Raw genomic sequence first — 16,147 nt, 5'->3', positions numbered from 1 at the left:
GGAAATACGACGCAGCGCGTAAGCGCTGCTATTTTGGCGCTAATAAGAGAGACGAATATGCCATTAATAATTATTGCGGCAGGCGTTGCGCTGCTGTTGGTTTTAATGATTGGCTTTAAAGTTAACGGCTTTATCGCCCTTGTTCTGGTTGCCGCCGTGGTAGGATTTGCCGAAGGGATGGGCGCGCAAGACGTCCTGCACTCCATACAAAACGGAATTGGCGGTACTCTGGGCGGACTCGCCATGATCCTCGGTTTTGGCGCGATGCTGGGAAGATTAATTTCCGATACCGGCGCCGCGCAGCGCATTGCGACGACGCTCATTAATACGTTCGGCAAAAAACGCGTGCAATGGGCGCTGGTGATCACCGGGCTTATCGTCGGCCTGGCAATGTTTTTTGAAGTCGGATTCGTACTGCTGTTGCCGCTCGTTTTTACGATTGTGGCTTCATCGGGACTGCCATTGCTGTATGTCGGGGTTCCAATGGTCGCCGCCTTATCCGTTACGCACTGCTTCCTGCCGCCGCATCCCGGCCCTACCGCTATTGCGACAATTTTTGAGGCAAATCTCGGTACGACCCTGCTGTATGGGTTAATCATTACCATACCGACCGTGATTGTTGCCGGCCCGCTGTTTTCAAAATTGCTGGCGCGCTTTGAGAAAGCGCCGCCTGAAGGATTATTTAATCCTCACCTATTCAGTGAAGAGGAGATGCCGTCATTCTGGAACAGTATTTTTGCCGCCGTGATCCCGGTCATTCTGATGGCCATCGCAGCGGTATGTGAAATCACGCTGCCAAAAACGAATGCCGTGCGGGTTTTCTTCGAATTTATCGGTAATCCAGCAGTGGCGTTGTTTATTGCCATTATCATCGCCATTTTTACGCTGGGCCGACGCAATGGACGTACGGTTGAGCAGGTGATGGATATCGTCGGCGAGTCCATTGGCGCTATTGCGATGATTGTTTTTATCATCGCGGGCGGCGGCGCGTTTAAGCAAGTGCTGGTGGATAGCGGCGTGGGCCAATATATCTCGCAATTAATGACCGGCACCTCGCTATCTCCGTTATTAATGTGCTGGACGGTAGCCGCCGTGCTGCGTATTGCGTTAGGTTCCGCGACCGTGGCCGCGATAACCACAGCGGGCGTCGTATTGCCGATTATTAACGTAACCCACGCCGATCCGGCGTTAATGGTACTGGCGACAGGCGCGGGAAGCGTTATTGCATCACATGTTAACGATCCCGGTTTTTGGCTGTTTAAAGGGTATTTTAATCTTAGCGTCGGGGAAACCCTACGCACCTGGACCGTTATGGAAACATTGATTTCTGTCATGGGGTTGCTGGGCGTACTGGCGCTGAATGCGGTTCTGCATTAATTCATCATCCGCAGCCCAATTAACCATGGGGGCGACGTTCCCGCCCCCGGTACTGGAGAAAACATGAGGAATCACAGAATTTCTTTGCAGGATATCGCTACGCTTGCTGGCGTGACAAAAATGACGGTGAGCCGTTACATCCGCTCGCCGAAAAAAGTCGCCAGGGAAACCGGCGAGCGTATTGCGCAGATCATGGAGGAAATTAACTACATACCAAATCGCGCGCCAGCTATGCTGTTAAACGCGCAAAGTTACACTCTGGGCGTGCTGATCCCCTCTTTTCAGAACCAGTTGTTTGCCGACATTCTTGCCGGGATTGAATCCGTAACGTCGGGTCATAACTACCAAACTCTCATTGCGAATTACAATTACAATCGCGATTCGGAAGAAGAGTCCGTTATCAATTTATTGTCCTACAATATCGACGGCATTATTCTTTCAGAAAAATATCATACCCTCAGAACCGTCAAATTCCTGCGCTCAGCAACCCTTCCGATTGTAGAACTTATGGACATCCAGGGCGATCGCTTAGATATGGAGGTGGGGTTTGATAACCGTCAGGCCGCCTTTGATATGGTCAGCACCATGCTGGATAAACGCCAGCGGCGTAAAATCCTCTATCTGGGTTCAAAAGACGATATCCGTGATGAGCAGCGTTATCACGGCTACTGCGATGCGATGACGCGCCGGGGGCTGGCGCCGTTGCGCATCAATCCCCGCGCTATCTCCTCTATCCATCTGGGGATACAGCTAATGCGTGATGCGCTTACTGCGCACCCGGACGTGGATGGCGTTTTTTGTACTAACGACGATATCGCAATGGGCGCTCTACTGTGGTGCCGCGAGCGTCAACTGGCCGTACCGGAGCAGATCTCCATCGCCGGCTTCCACGGTCTGGAGATGGGCAGGCAAATGATACCGAGCCTCGCCAGCGTAATTACCCCTCGTTTTGAGATCGGGCGCAGAGCCGCGCAGATGTTGCTCAACAAAATTAAAAATAACGATCTCAACCATAATACGATTGATTTGGGTTATCAGATTTATCACGGCAGCACGTTATAAATTTTTTGATCTACTTTTTCCCGCAGCTTGCCTGAGCTTAACGGGTAGCCAAAAGCGCCACGCGTCAGGTTACGCACTACATCATTCGAGGAATACCAGGTGGTCTGCCGGATGGCGGCGGAAAGGACTTATCAGGCCTACGGGTCATAGTAGGCCTGATAAGCGCAGCGCCATCAGGCACTGCGCTTTACTGCATTGCCGGATGGCGGCCTGTGATTACGACTTACGCAGCATTAGCCACAGGCTAATCAGGAAGAAAGACGCGCTCGGCAGCAGCGCGCCGACAATCGGCGGAATGCCGTATACCAGCGTCAGCGGGCCAAAAATCTGGTCGAGGACGTAGAAGACGAAGCCGAAGCTAATCCCCGTTACCACGCGCACGCCCATCGGCACACTACGCAGCGGGCCAAAGATAAACGACAGCGCCATCAGCATCATCACCGCCACGGAGAGCGGCTGGAAGATTTTACTCCACATATTGAGCTGATAACGTCCGGCGTCCTGTCCGCTCGACTTCAGATATTTAACGTAGTTATGCAGACCACTGATGGAAAGCGCATCCGGGTCCAGCGCCACCACGCCTAACTTATCCGGCGTCAGATTCGTTTTCCAGGTGCCGCTCACCGTCTGCGAACCGGTGATCTGTTTCGGGTTTTGCAGATCGGACTCATCCACCTGCGACAAACGCCAGACCTTATGCTCCGGATCGAATTTTGCCGAAGCGGCGTAACGCACCGACTGCAAACGACGCTGATCGTTGAAAGCGTAAATACTAATGCCGGCCAGCTCCTCGTCGCCCTTCACCCGTTCAATATAGACAAAGTTATTCCCGTCTTTCGCCCACAGACCTTGCTGGGTGGAAAGCAGCGAACCGCCATACATCGCCTGCGCACGATAGTTACGCGCCATCTGCTCGCCCTGCGGGGCGACCCATTCGCCGATCGCCATGGTTAACAGCACCAGGGGGATAGCCGTTTTCATCACCGACAGCGCCACCTGCATACGGGTGAAACCCGATGCCTGCATCACCACCAGTTCGCTACGCTGCGCCAGCATCCCCAGTCCCAGCAGCGCGCCAAGCAGCGCCGCCATAGGAAAGAAGATCTGGATATCCTTAGGTACGCTGAGCAGGGTGTACATACCCGCGCCCAGCGCGTCGTAGTTACCCTGCCCCGCTTTTTTCAGCTGATCGACAAACTTGATGATCCCGGAGAGCGACACCAGCATGAACAACGTCATCATGATGGTGGTAAAAATGGTTTTACCGATATAGCGGTCAAGTACACCAAATGGCTGCATTATACCGCTCCTTTACGCAGAAAACGGGCACGCAGGCGGCGGACCGGCACCGTATCCCACAGGTTTAAACCAATCGCCAACGCCAGATAGATCAGGTTGACCGCCCACATCCAGATAACCGGGTCCAGTTTGCCTTTACCGCCATTCGATTTAATGGAGGTCTGGATCAGGAAGAACAGCAGATAAAGCAGCATGGCGGGCAACATAGACAAGACGCGCCCCTGACGTGGATTCACCACGCTGAGCGGCACGACCATCAGCGCCATCATAAATACGGTAAAGACTAACGTGATACGCCAGTGCAGCTCGGCGCGAGCGCGATCGTTGTCGGTATTCCACAACGTGCGCATGTCCATCTGGTCGGTATCGTTCGGGTCCAGCGCCACGGCCTGATGGCCAATAATCGCCTGATAGTTCTGGAAGTCGGTGATGCGAAAATCGCGTAGCAACGCCGTTCCTTCAAAACGCGTCCCTTTGTTTAAGGTGACAACCTGGGAACCATCGCGCAACTGAGTAAGGTGTCCGGAATCGGCCACGACTACAGAAGGACGAGCATTGCCCTTAGGGCGAATCTGCGCCAGGAAAACATCGTGGAAGTCGCTGCCATCAACGCTTTCGATAAACAGCACCGAGCTGCCGTTAGTCGCCTGCTGGAATTGCCCCTGCGCCAACGCCGCCATACCGGGGTTCGCTTTCGCCTCCGCCAGCACTTCATCCTGGTGTTTTGACGACCAGGGGCCGGCCCACATCACATTAACCGCCGCAAGGATACCGGTAAATAACGCCAGTACCATGGCGGCCTTTACCAGCACGGCTTTGCTCAACCCACAGGCGTGCATGACCGTAATTTCACTTTCGGTATACAGTTTGCCCAGCGTCATCAGTAGCCCCAGGAACAGGCTTAAAGGCAGGATGAGCTGCGCCATTTCCGGTACGCCCAGCCCCAGAAGCGAGAGCACCAGATTTGCGGGAATATCGCCGTCAACCGCCGCGCCGAGAATCCTCACTAACTTTTGACAAAAGAAGATCAAAAGTAAGATGAAGAGTATCGCCAGCTGGCTTTTGAGCGTCTCCCGCACCAGATATCTTATGATTATCACTTTAAATACGCCCGTAAAAACCCATTTTTTTGCTGGAATTTAGCTTGTTTCATGGCTTAAACGTCATTTATTCTCTTGAGTCGTCGAAATCATCGCTAAGATCATTATACTCAGCGGATTCACCTCTCAGAACTTGTTCTGACGTGCCAATGCCGTAATAACGTTAAGATTAACACGAAGTCACCGCAACAGCGGATATGAGTTACGAAAGCTTTCAATTTCTATACTCTAATGGATTTCGAGTTGCAGGCAGGCGGCAAGACTGTGGAGCCCCGGAGCTTACATCAGGTAAGCGACAGGGGTGAGCAGGCGCAGCCAACGCATCTGCAACTTGAAAGACGACGAGTATAGCTGTAGCCACCACTGTTGTCTTTAAGATTCAGGAGCATAGTGCATGGAGTTCAGTGTAAAAAGCGGTAGCCCGGAGAAACAGCGGAGTGCCTGCATTGTCGTGGGCGTCTTTGAACCGCGTCGCCTTTCTCCGATTGCAGAACAGCTCGACAAAATTAGCGACGGATACATCAGCGCATTGCTGCGTCGCGGCGAACTGGAAGGAAAACCGGGGCAGACTCTGTTGCTGCACCATGTTCCTAACGTTCTTTCCGAGCGAATCCTCCTCATTGGTTGCGGCAAAGAGCGCGAGCTTGATGAACGTCAGTATAAGCAGGTTATTCAGAAAACGATAAATACTCTGAATGATACCGGTTCGATGGAAGCCGTCTGCTTCCTGACCGAGCTGCACGTCAAAGGTCGCAACAACTACTGGAAAGTGCGTCAGGCCGTCGAAACGGCCAAAGAGACGCTTTATAGCTTTGATCAACTCAAGACCAACAAGAGCGAGCCGCGCCGCCCGCTACGTAAGATGGTCTTTAATGTGCCGACCCGCCGTGAGCTCACCAGCGGCGAACGCGCCATTCAGCACGGTCTGGCCATCGCCGCCGGGATTAAGGCAGCGAAAGATCTCGGCAACATGCCGCCCAATATCTGTAACGCCGCCTACCTGGCGTCACAGGCGCGCCAGTTGGCTGACAGCTACAGCAAAAATGTCATCACCCGCGTAATCGGCGAACAGCAAATGCGCGAACTGGGTATGAACGCTTATCTGGCGGTCGGCCACGGTTCGCAGAATGAATCGCTGATGTCGGTGATTGAGTACAAGGGCAATCCGTCCGAAGACGCACGCCCGATCGTGCTGGTGGGTAAAGGCCTGACCTTCGACTCCGGCGGCATCTCCATCAAGCCATCTGAAGGGATGGACGAGATGAAGTACGACATGTGCGGCGCGGCGGCGGTTTACGGCGTGATGCGTATGGTCGCCGAGCTTCAGCTACCGATTAACGTTATCGGCGTACTGGCGGGCTGTGAAAACATGCCGGGCGGACGCGCGTATCGTCCGGGCGACGTACTGACCACCATGTCCGGTCAGACGGTTGAAGTGCTGAATACCGATGCTGAAGGCCGTCTGGTACTGTGCGACGTGCTGACCTACGTTGAGCGCTTCGAACCGGAAGCCGTCATTGACGTCGCGACGCTAACCGGCGCCTGCGTGATTGCGCTGGGCCATCACATTACCGGTCTGATGTCGAACCATAACCCGCTGGCGCATGAACTGATCGGCGCGTCCGAGCAAGCGGGCGACCGCGCGTGGCGTCTGCCGCTGGGCGATGAGTTCCAGGAACAACTGGAGTCCAACTTTGCGGATATGGCGAATATTGGTGGTCGTCCTGGCGGCGCTATCACCGCAGGCTGCTTCCTGTCGCGCTTTACCCGTAAGTATAACTGGGCGCACCTGGATATCGCCGGCACCGCCTGGCGATCCGGCAAAGCGAAAGGCGCGACGGGTCGTCCGGTAGCGCTGCTGTCGCAGTTCCTGCTCAATCGTGCGGGCTTTAACGGCGAAGAGTAAGTTTGAGATTACCCCGTAGGCCTGATAAGGCGTATTAGCGCCGCCATCAGGCGTTTTGCCGGATGGCGCTGCGCTTATCCGGCCTACGGGAGGCATCATGGCAACGCATTTAAATCCACCACAAGAAGCCTCATATATGAAGAATGCGACGTTCTATCTTCTGGACAATGACACCACCGTCAACGGTTTAAGCGCCGTTGAACAACTGGTGTGTGAAATTGCCGCAGAACGTTGGCGCGCCGGCAAGCGCGTGCTGATCGCCTGCGAAGATGAGAAGCAGGCCATTCGGCTGGATGAAGCGCTGTGGGCAAGACCGGCGGAAAGTTTTGTCCCGCACAATCTGGCAGGCGAAGGCCCACGCGGCGGCGCGCCGGTTGAAATCGCCTGGCCGCAAAAACGCAACAGCAGCCCGCGCGATATTTTAATCAGCCTGCGTACAAGCTTTGCAGATTTTGCCACCGCTTTCACAGAAGTGGTAGACTTCGTCCCTTACGAAGAAACTTTGAAACAACTGGCGCGCGAACGCTACAAAGCCTACCGCGTGGCTGGTTTTAACCTGAATACGGCAACCTGGAAATAATGGAAAAGACATATAACCCCCAAGATATCGAACAGCCGCTTTACGAGCACTGGGAAAAGCAGGGCTATTTCAAGCCTAACGGCGACGAAAGCAAAGAGTCCTTCTGCATCATGATCCCGCCGCCGAACGTCACCGGCAGTTTGCATATGGGACATGCTTTCCAGCAAACCATCATGGATACCATGATCCGTTACCAGCGTATGCAGGGTAAAAACACCCTGTGGCAGGTCGGCACCGACCACGCCGGGATCGCGACCCAGATGGTGGTTGAGCGCAAGATTGCCGCTGAAGAAGGTAAAACCCGTCACGACTACGGCCGCGATGCGTTTATCGACAAAATCTGGCAGTGGAAAGCGGAATCCGGCGGCACCATTACCCGCCAAATGCGCCGTCTCGGCAACTCCGTTGACTGGGAGCGCGAGCGCTTCACCATGGACGAAGGCCTTTCCAATGCCGTGAAAGAAGTCTTTGTTCGCCTGTACAAAGAAGACCTGATTTACCGTGGCAAACGCCTGGTGAACTGGGACCCGAAACTGCGCACCGCCATCTCTGACCTGGAAGTGGAAAACCGCGAGTCCAAAGGCTCGATGTGGCACATCCGCTATCCGCTGGCCGACGGCGCGAAAACCGCAGACGGTAAAGATTACCTGGTCGTCGCCACCACCCGTCCGGAAACCGTACTGGGCGATACCGGCGTGGCCGTGAACCCGGAAGATCCGCGTTATAAAGATCTGATTGGCAAATTCGTTATTCTGCCGCTGGTTAACCGCCGCATTCCAATCGTTGGCGACGAACATGCCGATATGGAAAAAGGCACCGGCTGCGTGAAGATCACCCCGGCGCACGACTTTAACGACTATGAGGTCGGGAAACGTCATGCCCTGCCGATGATCAACATCCTGACCTTTGACGGCGACATCCGCGAAAGCGCGGAAGTGTTCGATACCAAAGGTGAAGAGTCTGACGTTTACTCCAGCGAGATTCCGGCTGAGTTCCAGAAGCTGGAACGCTTTGCTGCCCGTAAGGCCATCGTCGCTGCCGTCGACGCGCTGGGCCTGCTGGAAGAAATTAAACCGCACGATCTGACCGTCCCTTACGGCGACCGTGGCGGCGTGGTTATCGAACCGATGCTGACCGACCAGTGGTACGTCCGTGCTGACGTGCTGGCGAAACCGGCGGTGGAAGCGGTTGAAAACGGCGACATTCAGTTCGTGCCGAAGCAGTACGAAAACATGTACTTCTCCTGGATGCGTGATATCCAGGACTGGTGTATCTCTCGTCAGTTGTGGTGGGGTCACCGTATCCCGGCATGGTATGACAACGACGGCAACGTCTACGTTGGCCGTACCGAAGACGAAGTGCGTCAGGAAAATAACCTCGGCGCCGACATTCAGCTTCGTCAGGACGAAGACGTTCTTGATACCTGGTTCTCTTCCGCGCTGTGGACTTTCTCCACCCTCGGCTGGCCGGAAAACACCGACGCGCTGCGTCAGTTCCACCCCACCAGCGTGATGGTGTCCGGCTTCGATATCATCTTCTTCTGGATTGCCCGCATGATCATGATGACCATGCACTTCATCAAAGATGAAAACGGCAAGCCGCAGGTGCCGTTCCATACTGTCTACATGACCGGTCTGATTCGCGACGACGAAGGCCAGAAGATGTCCAAATCCAAGGGTAACGTTATCGACCCGCTGGATATGGTGGACGGCATCTCCCTGCCGGAACTGCTGGAAAAACGCACCGGCAACATGATGCAGCCGCAGATGGCGGAGAAAATTCGCAAGCGTACCGAGAAGCAGTTCCCGAATGGCATCGAGCCGCACGGCACCGACGCCCTGCGCTTTACCCTGGCGGCGCTAGCCTCGACCGGCCGCGATATCAACTGGGATATGAAGCGTCTGGAAGGTTATCGTAACTTCTGTAACAAGCTATGGAACGCCAGCCGCTTTGTGCTGATGAACACCGAAGAGCAGGATTGCGGCTTCAACGGCGGCGAAATGACGCTGTCGCTGGCGGACCGCTGGATCCTGGCGGAATTCAACCAGACCGTTAAAGCCTACCGCGACGCGCTGGACAGCTTCCGCTTCGATATCGCCGCGGGCATTCTGTATGAATTCACCTGGAACCAGTTTTGCGACTGGTATCTGGAGCTGACCAAGCCGGTAATGAACGGTGGCACCGAAGCCGAACTGCGCGGCACCCGCCATACGCTGGTCACCGTGCTGGAAGGTTTGCTGCGTCTGGCGCACCCGATCATTCCGTTCATCACCGAAACCATCTGGCAGCGCGTGAAGGTCATTTGCGGTATTACCGCCGACACCATCATGCTACAGCCGTTCCCGGAATATAACGCCGCACAGGTGGATGAAGCCGCGTTGGCCGATACCGAGTGGCTGAAGCAGGCGATCGTCGCAGTACGTAACATTCGTGCGGAAATGAACATCGCCCCGGGCAAACCGCTGGAACTGCTGCTGCGCGGCTGTAGTGAAGAAGCCGTTCGTCGTGTTAACGACAACCGTAGCTTCCTGCAAACCCTGGCGCGTCTGGAAAGCATCACCGTGCTGCCAGCCGATGACAAAGGCCCGGTTTCCGTGACCAAAATCATCGACGGCGCCGAACTGCTGATCCCGATGGCAGGCCTCATCAACAAAGACGATGAGCTGGCGCGTCTGGCAAAAGAAGTGGCGAAAATCGAAGGCGAGATTGCCCGTATCGAAGGCAAACTGTCCAACGAAGGTTTCGTCGCCCGTGCGCCGGAAGCGGTGATTGCCAAAGAGCGTGAGAAGCTGGAAGGTTATGCAGAAGCCAAAGCGAAGCTGATTGAGCAGCAGGCGGTTATTAGCGCGCTGTAATCTGAAAGCCTGATGGCGCTTCGCTTACCAGGCCTACACGTTCGCTTATTGACATGGCGCGATCGGTAGGCCGGATAAGGCATTCACGCCGCCATCCGACAACATGAATTATGGGCCGACGTAAACGTCGGCCTTTTTACATCAGATAAACGGGAAGTAAGGCATAATGCCACGAGAAATCCACATTAGCGGGCTGTTTTCCAGCGGCTTCTCATCATTGGTTAACTCAAGCGAATCCAGATCGCCCTGGACCTGTGTATTCTGCGCCAGCCAGCTCACCAGCCAAATTTTCAACCACGGATAAGCCAGCCCTAAGGTCACGCCGGAAATCACAAACACCACCAGTAACCGCCACAGCATACCGTGTGCAGTGACAGAGGAATGAAAACGAATCGAATCGTTCGCCAGTGACAAATTGTTTAAAAACAGGTTGCGTAACGCCACATATAAGTAACTGGTTACCACAATAATCGCGAGAAAATAGAGGAAATAACATGCCATTATCTGGCCATAATATTGCAGAATAAGCGCCCCTCCTGCCTGCGCATTCCCCATCATACTCAAAAGAATCATGTCGGTGAACACCGGCGCGATTAGATAACCAATCACGACAGCAAAAGGGAAAAGGGTCAACATTGCCAACACGCACCCTCTGATGCACGTTTTAACATTAACCTGAATCGAGAAACGATGAATGCCAAAGTTTGCGCCATTGCCAAACAAGGTCATCCATTTGCTGTAGGTAATACCGTTAATGACCCCTATCCCAATAATAGCCAGCAAACCGAGAAAAACGATATTGAACACTAAACCGCCGACGGCGATGGTTACCAGTGAGATAATGTAAAGAACAATATAAAGCGCCACCATCAGGAGTACCGGGAGAGCGAACATGTACCACCATGCGCGCCGCATGGAACACTGGAATCCAAAATGTACGCCATTAAGCGAAGTCATCATCGCCTGATACTGTAATCCTTTCACCGCCATAAAAGGAATAATCGCAATTAATAAGCCGAATAGCGTAAAACCGAGACCGGGATGACCGTGTTCAATAAGAGAGAGGCTAACAATATAAATAATAAAAACTAACAACACACTAATAAATAATGCGCCGCCCGTGGCTTTGTAAGCAAAAGGCTGATTGTTTAGCGTCATATTAGTATAAATATAACGTCGACATTTCACCATCGCCCACGGCGCATAGATTCCCAACGTGATACACGTCAACAAGAAATTCACAAGGCAAATAACAAAATACTTTCCGCCCTTGCCTGTAAACACCAACGTGTGATTATGGTTATCTTTACTACTGATAACGTTATTCATGAATCATATCCCTGAATTACAATCTATTAGAATTAATAATAAAAACCAGTAAATTGTTACTGATTTGACTACGATACTATTTTTGTTTAATTTTTCCGCCTTTTATTTTGTCTGATTCAGGATCTCCTTGCGCGTAACTCAAGACGGTGGTATTAAAGTAATCTATAAATAAATTTTAAAAATTGAGCCATATTATGAATAATGTCGCCTCGCCAACGCTCACGGTGCGCCGAATCACTACCGCCGACAATGCCGCTATTGCCCGTGTCATCCGTCAGGTTTCAGCGGAATACGGACTTACCGCCGATAAAGGTTATACCGTTGCCGACCCCAATCTGGATGAACTGTATCAGGTTTATAGCCAACCGGGCGCGGCCTACTGGGTGGTAGAGCAAAACGGTTGTGTGGTGGGCGGCGGCGGCGTGGCGCCGTTATCCTGTAGCGAACCAGACATTTGTGAACTGCAAAAAATGTATTTTTTACCGGTGATTCGTGGTCAGGGGCTGGCGAAAAAGCTGGCGCTGATGGCTCTGGATCATGCCCGTGAACAGGGTTTTAAACGCTGCTATCTGGAAACAACGGCTTTTTTACGCGAGGCGATTGCGCTATACGAACGTTTAGGATTTGAACATATTAGCGAACCGCTCGGCTGCACCGGACATGTCGATTGCGAAGTGAGGATGTTAAAGGATCTCTGAAAACCAGGCGTTTATTTATCCTCGCCAGGTATTATTTTTGCTGATATAAGTAATCCCGGAAACATCCTGTTATCCGGGAATCACTTATTATTCAAGGAAGTTATAAATGAAACGCCTATTATCAGCAATTGTTTTCCCCGCTATGTTTATTAGTATCTCTAATGTATATGCACTAGATATACAGCCCGGCGAATGGAAAATGGAAAATATAGAAATGCGCACCATCAATCCAGATACAAAAGAAGTATTAATGGATGAAAAAAATTCGGGCATAGCGACGCTTATGTGTTATACCCCTAAAATGTCTGAAGATTCTAAAAAAATGGTGAAGGGTTTTTCTACCAGTGCAGGCGGTTGCACGACAACATTTGTAGAAAGTACGGATACCAAACTGATCAATGAGACTGTCTGTAATAATCCTGATGTCAAATCGCACTCTATTGTAGAAACGACGAAAATAAGCGATACAGAATTTGCGATGACCATGAAATCGGATGTCGATGCAGGAGGTAATAAAACAACCTCCATCAACAAAATTAAACAAACCTTTGTTGGCAAGACCTGCTCTGAAGCGTCAAAAGGCGTGAAACAGTAAGTATTTCAACACAAGAACCCGTAGTGATGATGCAAAAAGGGCATTGTTCACGGTCACCTTTCGGGAATATAACACTGAGTGAGTTCTTTTTGCCTGCCTCAGGGCAGGCTTTACTCAGGACAGAATATCATGAAAATGACTTTTCCTGCTCGCCAGCAGTTTGATGCCGGGCGGATGACCACGCAGGTGGCAACAGCGTAAAAGATAAAAACGCTAATCTTTAATTTTACCCTTTATCCGGCGGCTGGCACGCCGCTATGAAAACGAAACTCGCGGTCTGGCGACAAGATAAGGTCAGCTTCCACCTCGCCAAAATAGCGCACGCGCGCAGAAATGTCCTCGGCGGAAATCTGCTGCGCCAGCGCCAGGTAATCCTGATAATGCCGCGCTTCGGAGCGCAGAAGCGAGAGATAAAACGTCTGTAAATCCTCATCCAGCCAGGGCGCCAGAGCGGCAAAACGTTCGCAGGAGCGGGCTTCGATATACGCCCCGCAAATCAGCTTATCAATTAAGGTGAGCGGTTCGTGCGTGCGTACCGCTTTCAACATTCCTTTCGCGTAGCGGCTGGCGGTGATTTTCACATAAGGAATGTTTCTGGCCTGCATGACCTCGCGTACCTGCCAAAAATGGTGCAACTCCTCTTTAATCAATAACACCATACGGTCGATAAGCTGACGTCCCCAGGGGTCATCAGTTTGCGGCATGGCGCTTTTGCTAATCTGTTTATGCAGGGCAACAAAATCCGGCTCCGGCCCCTGACGAAACGCGAACGCCTCGTAAGGTTGCAGCCAGGAGAGCAGCGCGTCGGCGCCCGATTTATCGGCGACATATTTACGCACCAACAGCAACGCGGTTTGCGCAGCCTTCAGTTCGCAGATCAGGTGATCGGTAAGCAGAAGAGGAAGATTTTGCGGATCGCGGGCCTGGACAATCCACGCCTGCGGCGTCGGGCAATGCAGGAAATTAAGCACCGGAGAGAGTATTTGCGGGTAATTCATACGTAACCTGTTAAAAAAATACGACAGCAGACGCTGCCGTACCGTCATACTATGCAGCTTTAGTGACGCACGCCGTCGTCATCTTCATCGACATAATCGTCGTCATCACCCTCTTCGCCATTAGGGTCTTCGAAATAGGTTCCCCAGCCGTCGTATTCAACATCATATTTTTCCGCCAGGTTCATCAGTTGCTCAACCTGAGCGTCGATGAGTTCGGCGTTCAACGCGCACTCGCTGAGGATGTCGCAACAAATAACCGTATCGCCCTCTTCCACTTCCAGCTCTTCCGGCTCCGTCACTTCATAGCCGAGTTTAAAGGCTTCTACCGCGGCTTTTTCCAACGTTTCGAAATCGTCAGCGGAAAGGTGATGCTCGATAGTGTACAGCGCATCCGGATCGCTGCCGTCCTCAAGTAACTCTTCAATAATTAACCGCGTTTCTTCACGCTGCTCTTCCAGTAATTCCGGGTTTGCCATAGCTCGTTCCTCATAGATGTCCTGCCGATACTCTTATTGTCACATACCGCCGACGTTGCCTCCACCTTATCGAGAAAAGTTTTATCAAACAGGGTTGCAAATGAATAATCATCCATATAAAGTGAATTTTAATTCAATGAGAGGCCTAAGCCATGTGAGGGAAGTATGTCTACGTTTTACCAAAAACCTTTTTTAAAGTTACTTGATTTCACCGCCAGCGAGCTCACTGCTCTGTTGCAGCTTGCCGCCAAACTGAAAGCCGATAAGAAAAACGGTAAAGAAGAACAAAAGCTGGTGGGTAAGAATATTGCGCTCATCTTCGAAAAAGACTCGACCCGGACACGATGCTCTTTCGAAGTTGCCGCATACGATCAGGGGGCGCGCGTGACGTACCTGGGTTCCAGCGGGAGCCAGATCGGCCATAAAGAGTCCATCAAAGATACTGCCCGCGTCCTGGGCCGGATGTTTGACGGTATTCAGTATCGAGGATATGGCCAGGAGATCGTCGAAACGCTGGCTGAATATTCCGGTGTGCCGGTATGGAACGGTTTAACCGATGAGTATCACCCAACGCAATTACTGGCGGATCTGCTCACCATGCAGGAACATCTGCCGGGTAAAGCCTTTAACGAGATGACGTTGGTCTATGCCGGAGACGCGCGTAATAACATGGGTAACTCCATGCTGGAAGCCGCCGCGTTAACGGGATTGGATCTCCGTCTGGTCGCGCCAAAAGCCTGCTGGCCGCAAGCCGCGTTAGTGGCGGAGTGCAGCGCCATGGCGAAAAAGAACGGTGGCGCCATCACCCTGACCGAAGATATCGCCTCGGGCGTAAAAGGCGCGGATTTTATCTATACCGATGTTTGGGTCTCTATGGGCGAACCCAAAGAGAAATGGGCGGAGCGTATTGCCCTGCTGCGTGATTATCAGGTCAACAGCCAGATGATGGCCTTAACCGGCAATCCGCAGGTTAAGTTCCTGCATTGTCTGCCTGCGTTCCATGATGACGAAACCACGCTCGGCAAAAAAATGGCCGAAGAGTACGGTTTACATGGCGGGATGGAGGTGACCGACGAGGTTTTTGAGTCTGCGGCCAGCATTGTCTTTGATGAAGCGGAAAACCGCATGCATACCATCAAAGCAGTAATGGTAGCGACGCTGTCTAAATAATGTCGTGATGATGCCGGATGGCGGTTGGCCTACAAGATCGCAACGTGCAGGCGCCGCCATCCGGCACAAAATATTACGCCATCAGCATTTTCACAACCGCTTTACGTACCCGCGCCGGTTCTCCCACCGCGCACAGGGGCTTATGCACTTCGCCGGGATAAAACACCACAAAGTCGCCTTCGTTCAGGACGACGGTTTTCTCGTCGACGCTCGTCGGTAAAAATGCAATGTCTTTATCCGCCAGCCAGTCCGTGTGCGGCGTTCCCGCAGGCCGGGTACTGAATGCCATCCCTTCCTGACCTTGTAGCACAATCTGAATATCAAGATAACGGGCGTGATACTCTGCGCTGCGCGATTCGCCCGGCTCCGTCATATTTTCAGAAATCATATAAAACAGCCTGTCGCCGTCAATGTCATACTTACCTGGCGCGGTCGTTGCCGTGACATGCGCATTGACGTGCTCAATCGCCTGCCGTAACGCCGTCGGCAGCCAGGCCTCCAGATGTTCAATATTGCCAACAATCATCGCATCCCCTTAGTTAAAACAGCGTTTTATTTTTCTCTTTATACGAGAAAAATGGCTGCCATACTACCCTTACTCTCATCGATTTTGCGCCAGCGCATGTTTATCGCCAGCGGTGTTTATATATTGTTAATAGTTCGCCCAACTTTATGCAGCACCTATGCATAAACCCCAGCGGC

General features: G+C 52.4%; 16 protein-coding genes. 9 read left to right on the top strand and 7 right to left on the bottom strand.

Annotated features, from left to right (window positions below; translation table 11 throughout):
• Window positions 1–57 precede the first annotated feature (57 nt).
• On the top strand, window positions 58–1,377 hold the full coding sequence (gene idnT, locus ACLJPQ_RS09990; RefSeq protein WP_001128356.1) for a gnt-II system L-idonate transporter: 1,320 nt from the start codon (window positions 58–60) through the stop codon (window positions 1,375–1,377).
• A 63-nt stretch (window positions 1,378–1,440) separates the two neighbouring features.
• Window positions 1,441–2,439: a LacI family DNA-binding transcriptional regulator gene (locus ACLJPQ_RS09985; RefSeq protein ID WP_001244065.1), complete on the top strand. Its 999-nt coding sequence runs from the start codon at window positions 1,441–1,443 to the stop codon at window positions 2,437–2,439.
• A gap of 216 nt (window positions 2,440–2,655) precedes the next feature.
• Here ACLJPQ_RS09985 and lptG read toward each other — a convergent pair whose 3' ends face one another.
• From lptG to ACLJPQ_RS09970, 3 genes are all read right to left on the bottom strand, one after another.
• Window positions 2,656–3,738, bottom strand: coding sequence for an LPS export ABC transporter permease LptG (gene lptG / locus ACLJPQ_RS09980; protein WP_001182242.1), 1,083 nt, complete (start codon window positions 3,736–3,738; stop codon window positions 2,656–2,658).
• A complete protein-coding gene (gene lptF / locus ACLJPQ_RS09975; protein WP_000584132.1) occupies window positions 3,738–4,838 on the bottom strand; it encodes an LPS export ABC transporter permease LptF in 1,101 nt (366 codons plus the stop codon). The genes lptG and lptF overlap by 1 nt, the downstream gene beginning before the upstream one ends.
• Before the next feature lie 63 nt (window positions 4,839–4,901).
• Window positions 4,902–4,952, bottom strand: coding sequence for a hypothetical protein (locus ACLJPQ_RS09970; protein WP_212724070.1), 51 nt, complete (start codon window positions 4,950–4,952; stop codon window positions 4,902–4,904).
• A gap of 280 nt (window positions 4,953–5,232) precedes the next feature.
• On the opposite strand from ACLJPQ_RS09970, the gene pepA reads away from it, so the two are divergent.
• From pepA to ACLJPQ_RS09955, 3 genes are all read left to right on the top strand, one after another.
• The gene (gene pepA, locus ACLJPQ_RS09965; RefSeq protein ID WP_000397158.1) at window positions 5,233–6,744 is read left to right on the top strand and encodes a leucyl aminopeptidase; all 1,512 of its coding nucleotides are present in this window, start codon (window positions 5,233–5,235) and stop codon (window positions 6,742–6,744) included.
• 136 nt (window positions 6,745–6,880) lie between these two features.
• On the top strand, window positions 6,881–7,324 hold the full coding sequence (holC, locus tag ACLJPQ_RS09960) for a DNA polymerase III subunit chi (RefSeq protein ID WP_001523689.1): 444 nt from the start codon (window positions 6,881–6,883) through the stop codon (window positions 7,322–7,324).
• Entirely contained in the window at window positions 7,324–10,179 is a 2,856-nt protein-coding gene (locus ACLJPQ_RS09955) for a valine--tRNA ligase (RefSeq protein WP_080184887.1), read from the top strand. The genes holC and ACLJPQ_RS09955 overlap by 1 nt, the downstream gene beginning before the upstream one ends.
• A 141-nt stretch (window positions 10,180–10,320) precedes the next feature.
• Here the strand turns inward: ACLJPQ_RS09955 and ACLJPQ_RS09950 are convergent, their stop codons facing one another.
• Window positions 10,321–11,508: a YjgN family protein gene (locus ACLJPQ_RS09950; protein ID WP_001066975.1), complete on the bottom strand. Its 1,188-nt coding sequence runs from the start codon at window positions 11,506–11,508 to the stop codon at window positions 10,321–10,323.
• A gap of 194 nt (window positions 11,509–11,702) precedes the next feature.
• Here ACLJPQ_RS09950 and ACLJPQ_RS09945 point away from each other — a divergent pair, with 194 nt between their 5' ends.
• Complete coding sequence (locus ACLJPQ_RS09945; RefSeq protein WP_001519079.1) at window positions 11,703–12,206, top strand: GNAT family N-acetyltransferase; 504 nt, start codon at window positions 11,703–11,705, stop codon at window positions 12,204–12,206.
• 106 nt (window positions 12,207–12,312) lie between these two features.
• A complete protein-coding gene (locus ACLJPQ_RS09940; protein WP_000826193.1) occupies window positions 12,313–12,801 on the top strand; it encodes a DUF3617 domain-containing protein in 489 nt (162 codons plus the stop codon).
• Between the two features lie 233 nt (window positions 12,802–13,034).
• Here ACLJPQ_RS09940 and miaE read toward each other — a convergent pair whose 3' ends face one another.
• Entirely contained in the window at window positions 13,035–13,847 is an 813-nt protein-coding gene (miaE, locus tag ACLJPQ_RS09935) for a tRNA isopentenyl-2-thiomethyl-A-37 hydroxylase MiaE (RefSeq protein ID WP_000218459.1), read from the bottom strand.
• Between the two features lie 11 nt (window positions 13,848–13,858).
• A complete protein-coding gene (rraB, locus tag ACLJPQ_RS09930; RefSeq protein WP_000002940.1) occupies window positions 13,859–14,275 on the bottom strand; it encodes a ribonuclease E inhibitor RraB in 417 nt (138 codons plus the stop codon).
• A 16-nt stretch (window positions 14,276–14,291) separates the two neighbouring features.
• Between rraB and argL the strand changes: the two genes are divergently transcribed.
• Both argL and argF read left to right on the top strand, forming a co-directional pair.
• The gene (gene argL / locus ACLJPQ_RS09925; protein ID WP_371045364.1) at window positions 14,292–14,471 is read left to right on the top strand and encodes a putative translational regulatory protein ArgL; all 180 of its coding nucleotides are present in this window, start codon (window positions 14,292–14,294) and stop codon (window positions 14,469–14,471) included.
• Entirely contained in the window at window positions 14,441–15,445 is a 1,005-nt protein-coding gene (gene argF, locus ACLJPQ_RS09920) for an ornithine carbamoyltransferase (protein WP_000103041.1), read from the top strand. Before argL ends, argF begins: the two co-directional genes overlap by 31 nt.
• 73 nt (window positions 15,446–15,518) lie before the next feature.
• Here the strand turns inward: argF and ACLJPQ_RS09915 are convergent, their stop codons facing one another.
• Window positions 15,519–15,971, bottom strand: coding sequence for a YhcH/YjgK/YiaL family protein (locus ACLJPQ_RS09915; protein WP_000635207.1), 453 nt, complete (start codon window positions 15,969–15,971; stop codon window positions 15,519–15,521).
• Window positions 15,972–16,147: the final 176 nt, after the last annotated feature.

Source organism: Salmonella sp. SAL04213 (assembly GCF_046550535.1).
In the GTDB taxonomy this organism is placed as follows: domain Bacteria; phylum Pseudomonadota; class Gammaproteobacteria; order Enterobacterales; family Enterobacteriaceae; genus Salmonella; species Salmonella enterica.
Note: the sequence above shows the minus strand (reverse complement) of the source record. Positions and strands in the feature narration are given on the sequence as shown.

Bases quoted from the DNA above. Each gene is read 5' to 3' on its own strand.
- idnT (WP_001128356.1), top strand. From the start codon at position 58: ATGCCATTAATAATTATTGCGGCAGGCGTTGCGCTGCTGTTGGTTTTA.
- ACLJPQ_RS09985 (WP_001244065.1), top strand. From the start codon at position 1,441: ATGAGGAATCACAGAATTTCTTTGCAGGATATCGCTACGCTTGCTGGC.
- lptG (WP_001182242.1), bottom strand. From the start codon at position 3,738: ATGCAGCCATTTGGTGTACTTGACCGCTATATCGGTAAAACCATTTTT.
- pepA (WP_000397158.1), top strand. From the start codon at position 5,233: ATGGAGTTCAGTGTAAAAAGCGGTAGCCCGGAGAAACAGCGGAGTGCC.
- holC (WP_001523689.1), top strand. From the start codon at position 6,881: ATGAAGAATGCGACGTTCTATCTTCTGGACAATGACACCACCGTCAAC.
- ACLJPQ_RS09955 (WP_080184887.1), top strand. From the start codon at position 7,324: ATGGAAAAGACATATAACCCCCAAGATATCGAACAGCCGCTTTACGAG.
- ACLJPQ_RS09950 (WP_001066975.1), bottom strand. From the start codon at position 11,508: ATGAATAACGTTATCAGTAGTAAAGATAACCATAATCACACGTTGGTG.
- ACLJPQ_RS09945 (WP_001519079.1), top strand. From the start codon at position 11,703: ATGAATAATGTCGCCTCGCCAACGCTCACGGTGCGCCGAATCACTACC.
- ACLJPQ_RS09940 (WP_000826193.1), top strand. From the start codon at position 12,313: ATGAAACGCCTATTATCAGCAATTGTTTTCCCCGCTATGTTTATTAGT.
- miaE (WP_000218459.1), bottom strand. From the start codon at position 13,847: ATGACGGTACGGCAGCGTCTGCTGTCGTATTTTTTTAACAGGTTACGT.
- rraB (WP_000002940.1), bottom strand. From the start codon at position 14,275: ATGGCAAACCCGGAATTACTGGAAGAGCAGCGTGAAGAAACGCGGTTA.
- argL (WP_371045364.1), top strand. From the start codon at position 14,292: ATGTCCTGCCGATACTCTTATTGTCACATACCGCCGACGTTGCCTCCA.
- argF (WP_000103041.1), top strand. From the start codon at position 14,441: ATGTCTACGTTTTACCAAAAACCTTTTTTAAAGTTACTTGATTTCACC.
- ACLJPQ_RS09915 (WP_000635207.1), bottom strand. From the start codon at position 15,971: ATGATTGTTGGCAATATTGAACATCTGGAGGCCTGGCTGCCGACGGCG.